The sequence below is a fragment of the Pseudomonas sp. C 49-2 genome, assembly GCF_003970195.1.
GTDB lineage: Bacteria > Pseudomonadota > Gammaproteobacteria > Pseudomonadales > Pseudomonadaceae > Aquipseudomonas > Aquipseudomonas canadensis.
The window spans coordinates 348,008-365,233 of the sequence record NZ_RXYG01000003.1 but is presented as its reverse complement, the minus strand read 5'-3'; the positions used below and the strand labels follow the sequence as shown (position 1 = coordinate 365,233).

General features: G+C 59.4%; 22 protein-coding genes and 1 tRNA gene. 14 read left to right on the top strand and 9 right to left on the bottom strand.

Annotated elements, in window-relative coordinates; all coding sequences use genetic code 11:
• Positions 1-15 precede the first annotated feature (15 nt).
• Positions 16-708: a uracil-DNA glycosylase gene (gene ung, locus EJ576_RS08020; RefSeq protein ID WP_010212240.1), complete on the bottom strand. Its 693-nt coding sequence runs from the start codon at positions 706-708 to the stop codon at positions 16-18.
• A 136-nt stretch (positions 709-844) separates the two neighbouring features.
• Between ung and EJ576_RS08015 the strand changes: the two genes are divergently transcribed.
• Positions 845-1,957 carry an enoyl-CoA hydratase/isomerase family protein gene (locus EJ576_RS08015; RefSeq protein WP_126570002.1) on the top strand — a complete coding sequence of 371 codons (1,113 nt, stop codon included), beginning with the start codon at positions 845-847 and terminating at the stop codon, positions 1,955-1,957.
• 55 nt (positions 1,958-2,012) lie between these two features.
• Here EJ576_RS08015 and EJ576_RS08010 read toward each other — a convergent pair whose 3' ends face one another.
• Positions 2,013-2,375, bottom strand: a complete 363-nt coding sequence (locus EJ576_RS08010) for a hypothetical protein (protein WP_028619330.1) — start codon at positions 2,373-2,375, stop codon at positions 2,013-2,015.
• Positions 2,376-2,637: 262 nt separating this feature from the next.
• Between EJ576_RS08010 and EJ576_RS08005 the strand changes: the two genes are divergently transcribed.
• From EJ576_RS08005 to EJ576_RS07975, 7 genes are all read left to right on the top strand, one after another.
• A complete protein-coding gene (locus EJ576_RS08005) occupies positions 2,638-4,260 on the top strand; it encodes a methyl-accepting chemotaxis protein (protein ID WP_122724851.1) in 1,623 nt (540 codons plus the stop codon).
• A gap of 68 nt (positions 4,261-4,328) precedes the next feature.
• Positions 4,329-4,541 (top strand): cysteine-rich CWC family protein, encoded by a 213-nt coding sequence (locus EJ576_RS08000; RefSeq protein ID WP_028619328.1) that lies wholly within the window; start codon positions 4,329-4,331, stop codon positions 4,539-4,541.
• Complete coding sequence (locus EJ576_RS07995) at positions 4,541-5,233, top strand: pseudouridine synthase (RefSeq protein ID WP_126570001.1); 693 nt, start codon at positions 4,541-4,543, stop codon at positions 5,231-5,233. The genes EJ576_RS08000 and EJ576_RS07995 overlap by 1 nt, the downstream gene beginning before the upstream one ends.
• A 305-nt stretch (positions 5,234-5,538) precedes the next feature.
• Positions 5,539-6,423 carry an alpha/beta fold hydrolase gene (locus tag EJ576_RS07990; protein WP_126570000.1) on the top strand — a complete coding sequence of 295 codons (885 nt, stop codon included), beginning with the start codon at positions 5,539-5,541 and terminating at the stop codon, positions 6,421-6,423.
• A 167-nt stretch (positions 6,424-6,590) separates the two neighbouring features.
• Positions 6,591-6,664, top strand: a tRNA-Gly gene (locus EJ576_RS07985).
• Positions 6,665-6,850: 186 nt separating this feature from the next.
• Positions 6,851-7,375 carry a DUF3833 domain-containing protein gene (locus EJ576_RS07980; protein WP_122724845.1) on the top strand — a complete coding sequence of 175 codons (525 nt, stop codon included), beginning with the start codon at positions 6,851-6,853 and terminating at the stop codon, positions 7,373-7,375.
• Positions 7,376-7,398: 23 nt separating this feature from the next.
• Positions 7,399-7,704 carry a DUF6482 family protein gene (locus EJ576_RS07975; RefSeq protein ID WP_122724843.1) on the top strand — a complete coding sequence of 102 codons (306 nt, stop codon included), beginning with the start codon at positions 7,399-7,401 and terminating at the stop codon, positions 7,702-7,704.
• 78 nt (positions 7,705-7,782) lie between these two features.
• Here EJ576_RS07975 and EJ576_RS07970 read toward each other — a convergent pair whose 3' ends face one another.
• The gene (locus EJ576_RS07970) at positions 7,783-8,022 is read right to left on the bottom strand and encodes a DUF6124 family protein (protein WP_028619323.1); all 240 of its coding nucleotides are present in this window, start codon (positions 8,020-8,022) and stop codon (positions 7,783-7,785) included.
• Positions 8,023-8,488: 466 nt separating this feature from the next.
• On the opposite strand from EJ576_RS07970, the gene EJ576_RS07965 reads away from it, so the two are divergent.
• Together EJ576_RS07965 and EJ576_RS07960 are read left to right on the top strand one after the other, a co-directional pair.
• On the top strand, positions 8,489-8,782 hold the full coding sequence (locus tag EJ576_RS07965; protein WP_068937614.1) for a type II toxin-antitoxin system RelE/ParE family toxin: 294 nt from the start codon (positions 8,489-8,491) through the stop codon (positions 8,780-8,782).
• Between the two features lie 2 nt (positions 8,783-8,784).
• Positions 8,785-9,093, top strand: coding sequence for an addiction module antidote protein (locus tag EJ576_RS07960; RefSeq protein ID WP_126569999.1), 309 nt, complete (start codon positions 8,785-8,787; stop codon positions 9,091-9,093).
• Here EJ576_RS07960 and EJ576_RS07955 read toward each other — a convergent pair.
• Together EJ576_RS07955 and EJ576_RS07950 are read right to left on the bottom strand one after the other, a co-directional pair.
• Positions 9,086-10,252 (bottom strand): MFS transporter, encoded by a 1,167-nt coding sequence (locus EJ576_RS07955; protein WP_126569998.1) that lies wholly within the window; start codon positions 10,250-10,252, stop codon positions 9,086-9,088. The two genes, EJ576_RS07960 and EJ576_RS07955, sit on opposite strands and share 8 nt — an antisense overlap.
• The gene (locus EJ576_RS07950) at positions 10,249-11,412 is read right to left on the bottom strand and encodes an MFS transporter (RefSeq protein WP_122724839.1); all 1,164 of its coding nucleotides are present in this window, start codon (positions 11,410-11,412) and stop codon (positions 10,249-10,251) included. The genes EJ576_RS07955 and EJ576_RS07950 overlap by 4 nt, the downstream gene beginning before the upstream one ends.
• Positions 11,413-11,507: 95 nt before the next feature.
• On the opposite strand from EJ576_RS07950, the gene EJ576_RS07945 reads away from it, so the two are divergent.
• From EJ576_RS07945 to EJ576_RS07925, 4 genes are all read left to right on the top strand, one after another.
• Positions 11,508-12,392: a LysR family transcriptional regulator gene (locus EJ576_RS07945; protein ID WP_126569997.1), complete on the top strand. Its 885-nt coding sequence runs from the start codon at positions 11,508-11,510 to the stop codon at positions 12,390-12,392.
• 136 nt (positions 12,393-12,528) lie between these two features.
• The gene (locus EJ576_RS07940) at positions 12,529-12,939 is read left to right on the top strand and encodes a type II toxin-antitoxin system HicB family antitoxin (RefSeq protein WP_126569996.1); all 411 of its coding nucleotides are present in this window, start codon (positions 12,529-12,531) and stop codon (positions 12,937-12,939) included.
• Positions 12,940-13,432: 493 nt separating this feature from the next.
• The gene (locus EJ576_RS07930; RefSeq protein ID WP_122724833.1) at positions 13,433-13,933 is read left to right on the top strand and encodes a methylated-DNA--[protein]-cysteine S-methyltransferase; all 501 of its coding nucleotides are present in this window, start codon (positions 13,433-13,435) and stop codon (positions 13,931-13,933) included.
• Between the two features lie 82 nt (positions 13,934-14,015).
• Complete coding sequence (locus tag EJ576_RS07925) at positions 14,016-14,441, top strand: low affinity iron permease family protein (protein WP_028619315.1); 426 nt, start codon at positions 14,016-14,018, stop codon at positions 14,439-14,441.
• 53 nt (positions 14,442-14,494) lie between these two features.
• Here the strand turns inward: EJ576_RS07925 and EJ576_RS07920 are convergent, their stop codons facing one another.
• The 4 genes from EJ576_RS07920 to EJ576_RS07905 form a co-directional block, all read right to left on the bottom strand.
• Complete coding sequence (locus EJ576_RS07920; protein ID WP_016975135.1) at positions 14,495-15,022, bottom strand: DUF4142 domain-containing protein; 528 nt, start codon at positions 15,020-15,022, stop codon at positions 14,495-14,497.
• Positions 15,023-15,141: 119 nt separating this feature from the next.
• Positions 15,142-15,783 carry a LysE family translocator gene (locus tag EJ576_RS07915; RefSeq protein ID WP_122724829.1) on the bottom strand — a complete coding sequence of 214 codons (642 nt, stop codon included), beginning with the start codon at positions 15,781-15,783 and terminating at the stop codon, positions 15,142-15,144.
• Between the two features lie 54 nt (positions 15,784-15,837).
• Complete coding sequence (gene fos / locus EJ576_RS07910; RefSeq protein WP_126569995.1) at positions 15,838-16,248, bottom strand: fosfomycin resistance glutathione transferase; 411 nt, start codon at positions 16,246-16,248, stop codon at positions 15,838-15,840.
• 15 nt (positions 16,249-16,263) lie between these two features.
• Complete coding sequence (locus EJ576_RS07905) at positions 16,264-17,190, bottom strand: LysR family transcriptional regulator (protein WP_126569994.1); 927 nt, start codon at positions 17,188-17,190, stop codon at positions 16,264-16,266.
• Positions 17,191-17,226: the final 36 nt, after the last annotated feature.

Below are 17,226 nucleotides of genomic sequence, written 5' to 3'. Positions count from 1 at the left end.
GGCAGGGCTAGGGTATCAAACCGGCGGCAACCGCCACTCAATCGGCGTCTCACCATTCTGCTCAAGAAACTTGTTGGTCCTGCTGAAATGCCCGCACCCCAGAAATCCGCGATACGCCGACAACGGCGACGGGTGCACTGACGTCAACACCAGGTGCTTGGTCGCGTCGATCAGCTTCTGCTTACCCTGGGCATGCGCGCCCCACAGCAAGAACACCAGATGTGGCTGATGCTCGCTGACCACTTCGATAATCCGATCCGTAAAGAATTGCCAGCCCTTGCCCGCATGGGCGTTGGCATTGGCGCGCTCGACGGTCATGGTGGTGTTGAGCATCAGCACGCCCTGGTCGGCCCAGCTTTGCAGGTAGCCGTGATTAGGGATGTCGATGTTAAGGTCGCGCTTGAGTTCTTTATAGATATTGACCAGCGACGGCGGCGCTGGCACGCCCGGCTGCACCGAGAAGCACAGGCCGTGGGCCTGACCGGGGCCGTGGTACGGGTCCTGGCCGAGGATCACGACCTTGACCTTATCCAGCGGTGTAGAGTTGAGCGCGTTGAAAATCAGCGGGCCGGGCGGGTAGATCTCTTTGCCGGCGGCATGTTCCTGGCGCAGGAACTCGCGCAACTGGGCCATGTACGGCTGCTCGAACTGATCCCGCAGGGCGTGTTTCCAGCTGGGTTCGAGTTTGATACGGTCGTCTTCGGTCATGGTTGAATAGTCTTGTCAAAAAGAATGAGGCGAACCCTAGGAAAGCCGACCCCGCTTGTCAATTGATCTGACACACCAACGGCGCTTTCCTACGAAGCGATCATACTCATCCTTCACCTTCTCGATTGAGGTCACGATGAACCTGCACTTCGAAGAGCTGACCGGCAGCGACGGTGCCCGCATCGGCATCGCCAGCCTCGACGCTGAAAAATCCCTCAATGCCCTTTCCCTGCCGATGATCCTGGCCCTGGGCGAACACCTTGACGCCTGGGCCAAGGATCCGAACATCCACTGCGTACTGCTGCGCGGCAACGGCCCCAAGGCGTTTTGCGCCGGGGGTGAAGTGCGCAGCCTGGCGCAGGCCTGTCGGGAACAGCCTGGCGTGGTGCCAGCCCTGGCGGCGCAATTTTTTGCGGCGGAATACCGTCTTGATTACCGCCTGCACACTTACCCCAAACCGGTGATCTGCTGGGGTCACGGCTACGTGCTGGGCGGTGGCATGGGCCTGCTGCAGAGTGCGGCGGTGCGCATCGTCACACCAAGCAGCCGGTTGGCCATGCCGGAGATCAGCATCGGCCTGTACCCGGACGTCGGCGCCAGTTGGTTCCTGTCGCGCCTGCCGGGCAAGCTGGGGTTGTTTCTGGGCCTTACCGGCGCCCATATCAACGGCCGCGACGCTCTGGACCTCGGCCTGGCCGACCGCTTCCTGCGCGATGATCAGCAAGACGAGTTGCTTGATGGTTTGCTGCAACTGAACTGGCAGGAACAGACAGAGATGCAACTCAACAGCCTGCTCAAGGCGCTGTCCCAAGAAGCTGTGGACCAGCAACCCGAAGCGCAGTGGCTGCCGCGCCGGGCACAAATCGACGAATGGCTGGATGTGGGCGATGTGCGCTGTGCCTGGCGTAATTTGAGCCCACTGCGTGAGCATGCCGATCCCCTGTTCAGCCGTGCCGGCAAGACGTTGAGCGAAGGTTGCCCGCTGACGGCCCACTTGGTGTGGGAACAGATTCAGCGTGCCCGGCACCTGTCCCTGGCGCAGGTGTTCCAGATGGAATACACGATGAGCCTCAACTGCTGCCGCCATCCGGAATTCAGTGAAGGGGTGCGCGCGCGGTTGATCGACAAGGACCAGACGCCGCATTGGCATTGGCCCGATATCAATACGATCCCGGAGGCGGTGGTGCAGGCGCATTTCAACAAGGCGTGGGAAGGCCGCCATCCGTTGGCGGACCTATCTGATTACTGATTATTGGCGCCCATAAAAAAGCGGCGCTTCATGCGCCGCTTGCATCACTGGCCTGTCAACGGTGACCGCCGCGGCCACCTCCATGGTCGGAACCGCGTCCATGCCCCCCATTTCCCCAACGATCACCGCCCCAGCCCTGGTTCGGATACGGCCGGTAACCGGCACGCGGCCCGTAGTAACGCGGGGCCGGCTGGTAATAACGCGGGGCCGAGTAATAGCGCGGTTGTGGCGCGTAGTAGCGCGGTGCGGGGTAGTAATCACGGCGGTACTGATACGCCGTGCCGCCACCGTAGTAATACACCGGTGCCGGTGAGGTGTAGACCTCGGAACGGTAGTAGCTCTGGCCGCCATCGTAATAGGGCACGCAAGCGGAAAGGGTCAGACCGAGTAAAGCGCTGAGCAGCAGTCGTCGATACATGGCGGCCTCCTGGACCGCGGAAAAGCACCTCCAGCGACGCTGGAGGGCGGCACTCGGCTTTCACCGAATGACGAAATATCTGACATCAAAAACTGAATCTGGTGCGTTTCCGTAACGACTTGATACATCTGTTCAAGCTTTATCGATTCAGTAAATTTATCTGGCTCGCAACTTTCTCAATTGCGATGATGTCACTATGACATCGCACCATGCCAAGGAGGCTCTAGCGTGCGCCCTTCGCTACTATCGCCGGATTCGAGCCATGAAAATCTCAACTAAGCTGCTGCTTTCATTTTTACTGTGTGCGTTGATCACCTTTGGAGTCGGCCTGTTGGGGATCAAAGGGGTGGTACGCCTCTCTTCGGCACTGGAGCTGACGTTCTCCAACAACCTTGTCTCCGTGAGTAATACGGCCGCCACCCTCAATGGCCTGGTCGCCCATAATCGCGGGTTGTATCGGTTAATGGATGCGACCAACGGCAACGTGGCCCTACAAGACCGCGAGCGCGTGCGCCAGGATATCGCCCAGGAACTCAAGCGCAGCCAGAGCGCCTACGCGACCTATCGCGCGACGCCGCTGGAAGATGACGAACGGGCAGCCGGAGACAAGCTCGACCAGATTTGGCCCACCTACGTCAGCAGCTCCGAACGCATCATGGCGTTGCTTGACGGCGGCCAGGTCGATCAGGCCCGCACTCAGTTGAATACCACAAACAATGAACTGTTCCGCCAGGCGCGCGAGTTGATCCGCGTGATGATCGAGTCCAATAACCGCCAGATCAAGGAAGGCGCCATCGCCGCCGATGAGCTGCGTGCCAGCGCGTTGACCTGGATGATCAGCGGCATTGTTCTGGCGTTCATGATTGCGATCATTGTGGGTGTATTGATCACCCGCTTGATCACTCGGCCCATCGCGCAGGCAGTAGAGAGCGCACAACGCATTGCTAAAGGCGACCTGACCCAGGCCATTACCACCGAACGCACCGACGAAGCCGGGCAACTGCTGATGGCGCTGTCGGACATGCAGGGCGGTTTGAAAGGCACCCTGGTGGAAATCGCCAACGCCTCCGACCAGCTCGCTTCGGCCGCCGAAGAGCTGAGCGCTGTCACCGATGAAAGCAGCCGTGGTCTGACCCGTCAGAATGATGAAATTCAACAAGCCGCCACCGCCGTCAACCAGATGACCGCTGCCGTGGACGAAGTGGCAAGCAACGCCGTGTCGACTTCGGAAGCTTCGCGCCAAGCGACTACCGAGGCCGAAGACGGCCGCCAACAAGTGGAACAGGCCGTATCCGGCATGCGCTCGATGGTGGGCGAGATCAACGATTCCACTCAGTCGGTTGCAGATCTTGCCGGGCAAGTACGGGAAATCGGCAAGGTGATCGACGTGATCCGTGGGATCGCCGACCAGACCAACCTGCTGGCCCTGAATGCGGCCATTGAGGCGGCTCGTGCGGGTGAGCAAGGTCGTGGCTTCGCAGTGGTCGCCGATGAAGTGCGGGCGCTGGCCCACCGTACTCAAACCTCGACCGTCGATATTGAAAAGATGATTGGCGACGTCCAGACCGGCGCCGATGATGCGGTCGCGGCGATGAACAAGAGCCTGACCTGGGCCAACGACACCCAGACCCTGGCGCAAAACGCTGGCGAAGCGCTGCAACGGATCACCGCCAGCGTGGCGAAGATCAATGAACGCAACCTGGTCATCGCGTCCGCCTCAGAAGAGCAGGCCCAGGTGGCCCGCGAAGTGGACCGCAACCTGCTGAACATCCAGGACCTGTCCACCCAAACGGCCGCCGGTGCTCACCAGACCAATGCGTCTAGCCAGGACCTGTCGCGTTTGGCCACTTCGTTCAACGTACTGGTCAGCAAGTTCCAGCTCTAAGTAGCTTGGGCCGGGTCGGACCTGTATCGTGCACGGCATACCTTGCCCGATCCAGCCCGAACCCGCCCATGACCACGCCAACACTCTGCCCCGCCTGTGGCGCGCGCAACGACTGCACGCTGGCCGACCCGCGCACAGCCGACCAAGCCTGCTGGTGCTTCAGCGTCACCATCGATCCAGCGGTGCTTGAGGCCCTGCCCTCGGAGCTGCGCAACCAGGCTTGTCTGTGCCCACGCTGTGCCCAGGTGGATCAGCAATTGCGCGGGGCTGAGCCAACGTAATGCGGGTTGATCGTCTCCTCAGTAACCTGCCGCGCTTCAACCGCAAGCAAGTGCGCCTGTTGCTGGCAGAGCGACGTGTGTCGGTGGATGGCGTTGCCGTCAGCGATCCTCACCATGAGGTCCGGGAATTCAGCCGTGTGTGCGTTGACGATGAAGTGCTGCAGGCCGGCAAACCGGCGCGCTACTTCATGCTGCACAAGCCCCAGGGTTGCGTAAGCGCCACCGCAGACCCGCAGCACCCAACCGTGCTGGATTTACTTGATGAGTCGGACAAAGGTGAGCTGCACATTGCCGGTCGTCTGGATTTCAACACCACCGGTCTGATGCTGATCACCAATGACGGCCAATGGTCGCGGCGACTGACGCAGCCACAGACCAAGCTGCCCAAGGTCTACCTCGTGCAGACCGAGCAGACTATCGGCCCTGAGTATGCGATGACCTTTGCCCAGGGCCTGTACTTTGCATTCGAAGACCTCACCACCCAACCCGCCGAGTTGGAATTACTGGGGCCGACCACCGCACGGCTGAGCATTGTCGAAGGCCGCTACCACCAAGTGAAACGCATGTTCGGGCACTTTGATAACAAGGTGATCGGCCTGCATCGCGAGCGGATGGGCCCTTTGGTGCTGGATGTGGCCCTCGCGCCGGGCCAGTATCGGGCGCTGACTGACGACGAAATCCGACAGGTCTGACGACCGTTCAGCCGGTGATGGCAAAAAACCGCCTCAGCACCTTGCAGGGTCGCACCGCTGCTGCTTGAATCAGGATCACCAGTTTAAATATGACTGGCGAGTCGCCTATAACCTCCAAGAAACACCTTGCCCCGCCCGCGCTTGATCTACGGGCCTCTCAGGCAAACAGCCCGCCATAACAACAGCCGTCGGCCAGCCGTCACCGGATCGACATGGGCCCTCCTTTTCCAGGCGTATGCCTACCTGTCACAAAGCTCGTGCAGAGTGATCTGCGCGCCCTACCCGCTTGCCAGGAGTCTTACGACATGAGGCCAGAAATCGCTGTGTTGGATATACAGGGTCAGTATCGGGTTTACACGGAGTTCTATCGCGCGGACGCTGCTGCAAAGACCATCATCCTGGTCAACGGCTCCATGGCCACCACGGCATCCTTCGCCCAAACCGTGAAAAGCCTGTACCCGCAATTCAATGTGGTTTTGTACGACCAGCCCTACGCTGGCCGCTCCAAAATCCACAACCGCCATGAGCAAATGCTGACGAAGGAAGTCGAAGGCCAGCTCCTGCTGGAACTCATCGATCACTTCGCCGCCGAACACGTACTGTCCTTTTCCTGGGGCGGCGCCGCCACCCTGGTTGCCCTCGCCCATCGCCCGCGCCGCGTGGAGAAGGCCGTGATCAGTTCGTTCTCCCCGGTGATCAACGCCCCGATGCGCGACTACCTGGAACGCGGCGTCGACTACCTCGGCAATCTCGACCGCGACCGCGTCGGCCACCTCGTCAACAGCACCATCGGCAAACACCTGCCGTCACTGTTCAAGCGCTTCAACTACAAGCACGTGAGCAGCCTGGCCGAGCATGAGTACGGGCAGATGCATTTTCACATCAGCCACGTGCTGAACAGCGATCGCTTGTGCTACCTCAAGGCGGCTAAGCAGATCGACATTCCGGTGTTGTTTCTCAACGGTGAATGGGACGAATACACCAGTGCCCAGGATGCCAAGCTGTTTGGCCAGCATGTGGCCAACAGCAGCTTCAGTACGATTCAGGCGACGGGGCATTTCCTGGACATGGAGCACAAGGCGGCGTGCCGAGACAGCCGGGATGCGGTGGTGAGCTTCTTGAAACCGCAGCGGCAGGTCAGCCGGATGCGCTATCACCAGGGCCAGGCGCAGCATGCCTTCGCCATTTGAATGCTTGGGTAGGAGCTGGCTTGCCTGCGATGGCTCTCGGGGGATCAGGTAAACCGAGGCGATGCCATCGCAGGCAAGCCAGCTTCTACAAAGGCACATAACCCACACATTTTTGAAGAAAAACTTCAAATCCCCGCGAACTTCTGGTACAAAGTCAGCCGCTCTGAGCGGGTATAGTTTAATGGTAGAACAGTAGCTTCCCAAGCTTCCGACGAGGGTTCGATTCCCTCTACCCGCTCCACTCAAATTCTCGTTTCGCGTCAAGTTGCGTTTGACGGGGGATGCATAAAAAACCGGTCCTTGATGACCGGTTTTTTTATGGCCGCGATTTGACGCATCAATCATCGCGTCGGGAATACCTGTACAAACCTATAATCTTGTACAAGTATCATTCGAACGTGCTGACGCACAATCACGGAGCCGAGCAATGACACGTCTACTGGTTTCATTGTTATTGATATTGAGTTTGAGCAGTTGCGCCAACGTAGGCGTCGAGCGCTACGTTGATCAGCAGCCGCATCTGGACCTGGAGCGTTTCTTCAGCAAGCCCGTCAAGGCCTGGGGCATTTTCCAGAAGCGTTCCGGTGAGGTAACCAAGCGCTTTGAAGTGGATATCGCCAGCCGGCGCGAGGGCAACGCGTTGATTCTCGACGAGCGTTTTCTGTACAGCGACGGCACGCGTCAACAACGTGTGTGGACGCTGACACCGGATGGCCCGGGGCGCTGGAAGGGCCGGGCGGGTGATGTGGTCGGCGAGGCGATCGGCGAAGTGGCAGGTAACGCGCTGCGTTGGCGCTACAGGCTCAACCTGCCGGTGGACGGTTCGGTCTACGAGGTGAGCTTTGATGACTGGATGTATCTGATGGACGAGGACACCTTGATCAACCGCTCCAGCATGACCAAGTTCGGCGTCGAATGGGGCCAAGTCACGCTGTTCTTTCGTCGCCAATGAATGACCCGCAGTGAGGGTGAAACATGAACCTGCAAATGCTGACTGAGTTGGCCATGAACGGTGAAGTTCGCGAGCTGGAGTTACTGTCGCTGGAAGGTGGCTTCTATATCGCGCGCATCAGGCTGGATAACGTTGAGATGACACTGCAGGGCGATGACGCCAAGCCGCTGCGCATCGGCTCCACCACGCATTTGCGCAGCCTGTTGCAACGGGTTCCGCCCTTTCCCTGCGTGCTGGTGCAGCACTGCGTGCACGATGAAATGTGCGGTGTGCGGGAAGGACCGATCGGCGCATTGCGCATTCCGTTTACGCTGGCCTCGTCCCCGTAGCATCTGGAATTTGTTGGCTCCCCTCCCCCTTGGTATGGGCGGCCTGGGAAGGCAAGCCTATGCGGTGCGCCGAGTGACCTAGGCGGCTTGATCCACGCGGTCCTGCGCCGCTTCCACCAGCATCAGCCCCAACTCGATCATTTGCTGAATCGCAAGGGCCAGGTAGCGCTGTTGGGAAGGCAGGGTTTCGGCGAACTCATTGGTCATGGCTCCCGCGCCGGCGATGGTTTCGTAGGCGTTGGCGAGCAGTGCTTCGGTGTTGGCTTCGGGACGGACGCTGAACAGTTTTACGGATGGATTACATGAGTCATTACACATCTGTTGATCCTCGATAAGGACCACCTTCCAGAGCTACTAATCAATGGGTGGCGGCTGTATGCAGGTTAGTAGACCGGCGGATCAACAAAACCGGCGCACTCGAAAGTGCCCTGCGTACAGCCACCATTGAGCACAGACACCAAGATGCCTAAACGATGGTACAGCCATACGCCGTTGATCAAATCGAGCTACTAAACCCGACCGCTGATAGGCAGCGGCAGACGAACCTTAAAGAGGTCGCCCAAGACGCACAACTCGGACGATTCTGATGGTTGTGTAGGCAATGCCGCAAGGTTCGAATACAGCCTCTCTCCCCGAACTGCCACTGCAAATTTTGGCAACAGGAAAACCTTCAAGAACGTTTGAAACCGAAGCGCTCCCCACGCATCCTCCCCAGCCTTTGCCATCTGCCATTCCTATTGCCAACAAGTATCCACTTGGATACAGTTAGGCCACGCGAGGTCCTGTGAGCTATTTGATCCAGCAAACCCAAGCCTTCATTAACTGGCGCTCAGAAGTACGCGACCTACGAGCAAAGATCGCAATTGGTCGACGTATCGAAAGAGCCAGCATGGGTAACCTGGGCGATATCAAGACACTAGGAAACGGCATCTCAGAAATGCGGATAGACGTTGGTTCGGGTTATCGAATTTATTTCACTTTGCGAGGTAAGGTGATCGTCATCTTGCTGGTAGGCGGTGACAAGTCTTCCCAGGACACTGATATCCGTAGAGCAAAAAAATTGGCAAAAGAGGTTTGATCATGAAACAAACGCTGACGACATTTGATATGGCCGAACTGCTCGACAGCGACGAGGCCATCAGTGAATACCTTTCTCAGGTTCTGGCCGACGGCGACAATCAAGAATTTCTTCGCGCCATCGGCTACGTGGCTAAAGCCCGAGGAATGACAAAGATCGCTGCCGAAGCGGGCATGGGTCGTGAGAGCCTTTACAAGGCATTCGCCCCTGGCGCAAAACCTCGCTTCGAAACTGTACTCAAAGTACTCCACTCCCTCGGTATCGATCTATTTGCGCGGGCTGGACATCCGGTCGACCGCTCGCTTATTTGAGCTCGAAGCCCCGCCGCACCACCCACGCCAACGGCAACGTCACCAACAACACCCCCGCCAATACCATCACCGCCACCGACACGCCCAACGCATCCCCCACCCCGCCGAACACCACCGGCGCCAGCGCACCACCCCCAATGGTGCCGGTGTAGAACACCGCAAACGCCTGCTCTCGCTTCCCCGCGCCCGCCAGGTCCGGCACGGCGCCGTACAGCACCGAAGACGTACCGTTGAGCACCAGGCCCAATAACGGCAGCATCGCCATCAACCCGGCCAGCGGCACATACACGGCGGCAACGATCAGCAACGCGGTGCTGGTTTCCGTCAGCCACACGGTTTTCATCATGCCGATGCGCGCCCCCAGGTAACCGCAGAGCAATTTGCCGAATGCGCCACCGATAAACAGCAGCGTCAGGGCCAGGCCAATACCGGCAGTGCCCGCGCCTTTCGCTTGCAGCAGAAATGGCAGGAAGGTGAGAAAGCCCATGCGTACGGCGCTGTCGAGGGTGCCTGTGAGAATCAAGGCGCGCAGGCCGGTGACGGAGCCACTTCCGCTGAAAGGCTTTGCGTTTTTTGTAGAGGTGGATTCGGATGCTTTTGCAGGAACCAACCACCATAGCAACCCCGCCGCTGCCAAGCCGAGCAACCCCAGCAACGTGGCGCTGGCACGCCAGCTGATGACGGTGAGCAGCAACCCGATCAAGCCCGGAATCAGCGTTTTGCCGATATCGCCGGAAAAGTTGTACTGGGACAGTGCCTGCTTGATTCCGCCACCGTCCTCGTAGGCGTCGCTGATCATCGAAGAGGCCAGCGGGTGCTGGGTGCTGGCGCCCAAGCCACCTAACAGAAGTGCCAGCAGCAACATCACCAATCCAGTGGCTTGGCCCACCATTAGATAAGCCGCACCGGCAAGTGCTGTGCCGCCCACCAGCATCGATACACGGCCCCAGCGTTTCGCGGCGCGACTGGCCATGAGTTGGAACACTGCCATCATCCCGGAATAAGCACCGCGTAACAGTCCGATCTGGGCGTAGGACAGCGCGAACTGCGCCTGCCAGATCGGCAATAGCACGTAGATAACATCGGTAAGGCCATCATGCACGGCATGGGCGCTGCAGCCGGCGATCAAGGTACGGCGGCGGTTTGAGGTGTCGTTCATGGCGTCGCGATCAGTTGAGGTTTAACGGGCTTCCAGCCAGTGAGCGCGATCAACAAGGTCAACACCTGGAAGGCGATAATCAGCACCACACACCCGGCCCAGCCCCAACGCTCCCAGATCAACGCAGGGACAATCGCACCGCAACTGCCGCCCAGGTAGTAACAGGTGAGGTACACGCCCACGGCGCCTGCTTTGTTGTCACCTGCGGTCGCGGTGGTAAATGCGTTGGCCGCCGCCTGGGCCAGGAACACGCCAGTCGAGCTGAGGGCCAGGCCTGCAACGATGCACCACAAAGAGGGCAACAGCGTCAGCGCGGAGCCGGTAATACCCAGCACCGCAGCCACGCTCAGCAGTTCAGCATGTGGCCGGGCCTTGCTGAGGCGGCCGGCGATGGGGATCACGATCAGCGCCAGCAGGAACACCATGTACAGCGTGCCCAGCGCCGCAGGCCCCAGGCTGAACGGCGGTAATCCGAGATACAAACCTGCGTAGGTAAACGCCGCCACCTGGGAAAACAGCACGCAAAAACCTACCGCGTAGGCGGCCAATAAAGGCTTGCGAAAAACCGCCGAAAACGCAGTTTCAACCCTCACGGATCGCGCACGGCTGACCGGCAAAAGGAACTGGATAAACCCACCCACCATCAGGCTTAGCACCGCCATCAATTCAAAGGCTTCGCGCCAGCCCACATACTCCGTCATCACACCCGTGACGAAGCGCCCGGCAAACCCACCCAACACCGTCCCGGCCACGTAAAGGCTGGTGACCTCCGTGACCGTGCCGCCACGCCAGCGGTCGCCGATGTATGCCACGCTGGTAGCGAACACCACCGGAATCAGCATGCCCTCCACAAACCGCCACACCAGCACCTCGGCAAAGCTGTCGGCATAGGCTGTCATCAACGCAGGCACCGCCAGCAACAACGCCGCAGCGCTGATCACCGTGCGTTGCTCAAAGCGCCCGGTCAGCCGGCTGACGAAAGGCGCAGTGATCGCCACCGCCAGGGTCGTCACGGTGATACTCCACCCCGCCGCCTTGGCGCTGATGTGAAACTGCGCGGCGAACGTCTGGAGAATGCTCTGGGTGGCATACAGGTTGAGAAACGCCGCGCAGCCACACAGGAACAGGGCAAGACGGGCACAATGCAGGCGCGGTTTCATGAAACCTCTCGTTTTATTTTGTGAGGTCTTTATAGAATGGCCGGCAGGTCTAAAACCAATACCGATTTCAGACCGATCGATACCCAAGGACCAGGATGCTCGACCTACGCAAGCTGCGTTACTTTCTGACGGTCGCCGAAGAATTGCACTTCGGCCGCGCGGCCATTCGCCTGCACCTGGCGCAGCCGCCGCTGACCCGCCAGATCTCGGCGCTGGAGACCGAGTTGGGCTTCAAGCTGTTCGATCGCACCAGCCGCACGGTCACCCTCACCGCGCAAGGCCGCTCGTTCCTGCCCTATGCCCGTGGTGTGCTGGAGCAGGTTGAGTTGGCGCAAGTGATCGCCGGCAAACTGGCGGCGGGCACTGCGGGGCAACTGACGCTGGGGTATGTGAGTTCGATCGCGCTGTCGGATCTGTTCAGCCAGGCGATCCAGGCATTTGCCCTGCGCTTCCCCGATGTCCAATTGACCCTCGTGGAATGCGCCTCCGGCAGCCTCGGCGCGCAGGTGGCGGATGGGCGGCTGGATATCGGTTGGAGTCGCCTGTTGCCGCAAGGCGAAGCGGTGCAAGCGCTGTCCCTGGGCGAAGAAAGGCTGGTGGCCGCCGTGTCCAGTGAGAGCCCGTTGGCCCGCCAGGCAAGCGTCAACCTGGCGCAGCTCAGTGCCTACCCGTTGATCCTGTTTCCGGCGGATTATGGATCGGGGCTCAACCAGTCCATCGAGCAGCTTTATCGGCATCACGGCCAGCCTTTGCGCCCGGGCCCGACCGGGCGGCAGATCACGTCGATCATTGCACTGGTGGCAGCCGGGCAAGGTGTGGCGTTGGTGCCGGAATGTACGCAGAGTTTGATGAATAAAGGCGTGACGTACCGGCCGCTGGCGGAAGTGGATGCGTGTGCGCAACTGTTAGTTCTTACCCGAAAACAAGAACACAACTTATTGATCCAAGCTTTTATGAACGTAATAAATAGAGTGATATAGCCTAGATAGCGTATCAAGGGTTTTGAAAGAGCCCTCGTACGTTCCTTTCGGAAAATTCGTTCAATATGAATGGATGCGGTCGCGTTGATTACAAAGCTTTGGTGGTTATGGTAAGTACCCTTTTGAGGGTTCAATGATGCTTTACCCGATTGCAATTTCAAGCGGCGACGAGGATCACGCCTGGGGCGTGGAAGTGCCGGATATTCCCGGTTGCTACTCCGCCGGTGACGGCCTGGACGACGCCATGGCCATGGCTCGCGAAGCCATCGAAGGGCACTTCGAGATACTGGCGGAAGACGGTGCACCGATTCCCAGTGCGCAGAAGGTCACCCTGCATGCAGCCAACCCTCAGTACGCAGGCTGCACCTGGGCCGTGGTGGACATTGATGTCACCAAGTATCTGGGCAAGGCGCAGAAGCTCAACATCACGCTGCCGGGTTACCTGCTCAACCGCATCGATGAATATGTACTGCATCATCCGGAAGAAAAAAGCCGCTCGGGGTTTCCGGCGTCGGCAGCGCTGAAAGTGCTTCAGCAGGAACATTGATTAAGCCCATCCCTACAGGGGTAAGAACATTCGCCTATTACTATGGGAAACCCCTTACCCAGAAACAGGACAACCCAGAATGCTCCCGCGCGGACAAAAAACGCCGAGGCCGGTCTTTAGAAAAGTCGTGGGGCTGGTGCTGGTCATTCCACTGCTGGCCCCGCTGATGCCCTTGCCCCCCATAGGTCTCGGAGGCCTTAAATCGATAGCTACCGTTGCCGGGTCCATCTATGGCGCGTGGTACGCGAGGCAGCATGCCAGTCGAGGTCTGACAATCGGTGCGGCCATCATTGCTCTGCTCAATGTCGGCTCACTGGTCGCATTGTCGACGCCCTCGATAGCCTGGTTTATCTTCCTGGTCTCCTGGGTCTATGGCTCGGGCAATTGGATTCACTGGCGTTTTTAGCCGCGTGGAGTTCCATCGCAAGAAACAGGGTTCCCCCACGGTTTATAAGACGGATAGTACTGCCATACAGCGTCAAGGATCAGGCCCATGCCCTACGAATACAAACTCATGCCCTCCCCCGTCGGCCAACTCACCCTGGTGGCGCGCAACGGCAAACTCGGCGCCATCCTGTGGGAAACCGAGCGCGCCAACCGTGTGCGTTTGGGTGAATTGCGCGAGGCCAATGACAGCCCGGTGCTGCTGGAAACCGAACGCCAGTTGCAGGAATACTTCGCCGGTGCGCGCAACCAGTTCGAGCTGGAGTTGGACTTTTCCGGCACCGATTTCCAGAAGCGGGTCTGGCAGGCACTGCTGACGATTCCTTTCGGCGAGACCCGCAGCTACAGCCAGATCGCCCAGCAGATCGGCAACCCGAAAGCGGTACGCGCAGTGGGTGCCGCCAATGGGCGTAACCCCATCTCGATCATTGCGCCGTGCCATCGGGTGATTGGTGCGTCGGGTGGGCTGACCGGCTTTGCAGGAGGGTTGGAGGCCAAACAGTATTTGCTGGCGCTGGAAGGTACAGGTCAGGCTCAATTGGCGTTCTGAAGGCCCTCAGCAAATGTAAAAAGAAATTTCAAAGAATCCCTGCGGTCCATTATTTCATCACCCCCTTCCAAGGAAAACGGTCATGAAATTCTCCGCAGTCTCCCAATCCCTGTCCCGTTGGGCCGGCAGCCCGCGCACGTTCTACGCGGCAGTGGCGTTGATCCTGGCGTGGAGCCTGAGCGGGCCGTATTTCCACTACAACGACACGTGGCAACTGATCATCAATACCTCGACCACCATCATCACCTTCCTGATGGTGTTCCTGATCCAGAACACGCAGAACCGCGACAACGACATCCTGCATATCAAGATCGATGAACTGCTGCGTGTGTCCAAGGATGCACAAAATGCCGTGCTCAGCCTGGACGGCCTGGACCGCAAAGAGCTGGAGAAACTGCGCCAGGAATACCGCAGCATCGGCAACGCGGGTACGGTGAGCCTGAATAGCAGTTGCGGTCATGCTGCCGACGATGCGGCACCGACCAAGACCGATTTGAACCAGGCATAAAAAACGGCGGTTGGATCTGATCCAACCGCCGTTTTTTATTTCAGGTGACGCACTTAACCGTCGCCTTGATGACCTTTACCGTAAGTCGACGCCAAGGCGCGAGCCTTCTGCAAACGCTCTTCCAGCTTGGGCAGCGTCTCATCGACCAGCGCTTTTATTTCCGGCACATCCGACGCCGCGCCTTCCTGTTTGAACAGCGCGATGGCGTCTTCGTTTTCCTTCACTTGCTGTGCGGTGTAGGCCGCATCAAACGAGTCGCCGTCCTTGAGTTCAGGCATCAGGGTTTCGGCTTTGTCGACGATCTTTTCCCGCGGCGCCACCGGCAGATCAAGCTTTTTGGCGATGGCCGCCAGGTGCTGGTTGGCCAGGGTGCGCTCATTGATCACCTCGATGGTGTAGTCCTTGATCTCTTGGGAAGAGGTCTTGGCGTGGGCCATGCGACTGGTTTCGATATCGGCCATACCCTTGGCCGAAGCCTGCTCGATGAATTCAGCAGGCGACTGGGCGAAAGCATTGCTGGCGCCGAGGCCCAGCAGCATCGCGAAACTGGCGGTGCGTAACCGGATAGCCATGCGGCTCATGATGGGTTCCTCCAGGCTGAAAATAAGGGCGGGGGAACACACCCCGCCCTCAATTCGAATTTTCAGGGCGGCAAAGGTTTAGAAAAAACTCGCCAGTGCGACGAACGGTCATCTTCAAATCAAGCGGGTTTGCTGCCAAACAGGCCCGGCAACGCGTGCGCCAGGGCGTTGATGGCGAAGCCAATAAACATTACACCGCAGAGCTTGGTGATCAGGATTTCATGGCGTTGATACACCGTACGTACCCGTTGGGCGCCGACCACGCCGATGAGGATCGCGTAGGCCAGCAGGCCGCCGACGAAGCTGAGGAAGATCAACGACGGCAGCATCGACCAGGTCAGCAACTCGGCACGGCTGGACAGCAACGCCGTGAATGTCGCCACCGCCACCGGGTACGCCTTGGGGTTGGTCAGGCCGAACACAATGCCATGCCAGAACGGATGCCGTGCAGCCCCTTGAGGCGCATCGCTGCTGCGGCGCTGGGTTCGAATCGCGCGCCAGCCAAGCCAGAACAAATACAGGCCACTGAGCACACCAAGCACATCAAACGCACTGCTGCCCACTTCCCGCGCGCCAACGATGGCGATCAGCGCTGTCGAGCACCACACCACATCTCCCAGCAGGTGCCCGCACAAGAACCCTGCGCCGGCACGCCGGCCACGGGCGGCGCCGATGCCGAACACGGCCAACACCCCCGGCCCCGGTGTAATACCGTAGATAAAACCTGAAGCAAGCACGGCGAGCAGCAAGGATGGGGTCATGGGCGTGACTCAGACAGAGGATTGAACAGTGAAGGGATTCTGCACGTTCCCGTGCTATGGGTAAAACTGCATTCCGGCATAGGGCTTGGCGCGACAGGCTTGCAACCGCGAGGCCAGGTCGCCGACATGGGCTTCGAGCTTGTGGCCGTCCGGGTCGAGGAAATAGAACGAGGCACCTTCACTGCGGTTGTCACGCCACTCCTGCACATCCTCCGCACGCAGGCGTGCCACCAGTGCGCTGAAATCATCTGCAGGCACTGTGAACGCGTAATGGGTGTAGTCGGCCGCCGGCTGCGCAGTGCGCAATGGATCGAGCGACAAACATAACCACAGGCCCGGCAGCGAGAGGTAGGCGCCGGCGTCCCAGGTAGCGTCCAGTTGAAGTTGCAACAGCTGATGATAGAAGCGGACGCTGCGATCCAAATCGGTGACAGCGAGGGTGAGGTGGTTGAAGCCAGAAAGCATGGTGTTGTTTTCCTGTCAGCGGTGGCCCTTGGACAATACACCCTGCACCTGCCCAATCAACCACTGCAACCCCGAATCCCCGCCCCGGCGTGCATGCCACGCCAATTCAAACGCAAACGATGGAATATGAAAGGGCGGCGGTACGGCCAACAAGTGCTGGTGATCAATATTCAGCAAGCCACGCGTCGAAACGGTGAGGATCAGGTCGGTGCCTTGGATCAACTGCGGCGCTACGCCCCAGTGCGGCAGGCTGATTGCTACGTGTCGACGTTCACGAATCGCCGTCAGTGCCCGCTCGATTTCCGGTGTGCCGCTGCCACGCATTTCCAACAAGACATGGGGGCGTGACAGGTAGGTGGACAGATCCAATGTGCCACTTGCCGACAGGCTGTTGCGGTCCACCAGGCAGGTGTAGTGCTCTTCGAACAACGGCGTAGTACACAGTTCTGCGGGCATGTCGGGGAAGACCCCCGCCGCCAGGTCAAGGTCGCCATTGAGCACGCCCTCCACCATGCCTTCACGGCTGGCCTGGATGATTTGCAGATCGATACCCGGAGCCTCGCTGCGCAGCATCCGCACCAGGTCGGGTAGGAAAATCGCCGCACTGTAGTCAGACATCGCCACCCGAAACCTGCGCTTGGCCGACGCCGGGTCAAAGCGATTCGGCGCCAGCAAGGCCTGCACCTGGGCCAGGGCTTCAGCCAGTGGCGCGGCCAACTCCAGCGCGCGAGCCGTCGGCACCAGGCTACCGCCCTGGCGCACCAGCAGCGGGTCACCCAGCAGGTCACGCAAACGCGCCAGCGCATGGCTGACCGCCGGCTGGCTAAGGTGCAAACGCTCAGCCGCACGGGTGACGTGTTGCTCGCTGAGCAAGGCGTCGAGGATCACCAGCAGGTTGAGGTCGATGCGGCGCAGATCATTCATCAGCTGCATGCTCGGCATAAGAACTTGGAATTTAAATTTGCGTGACGAATAGCC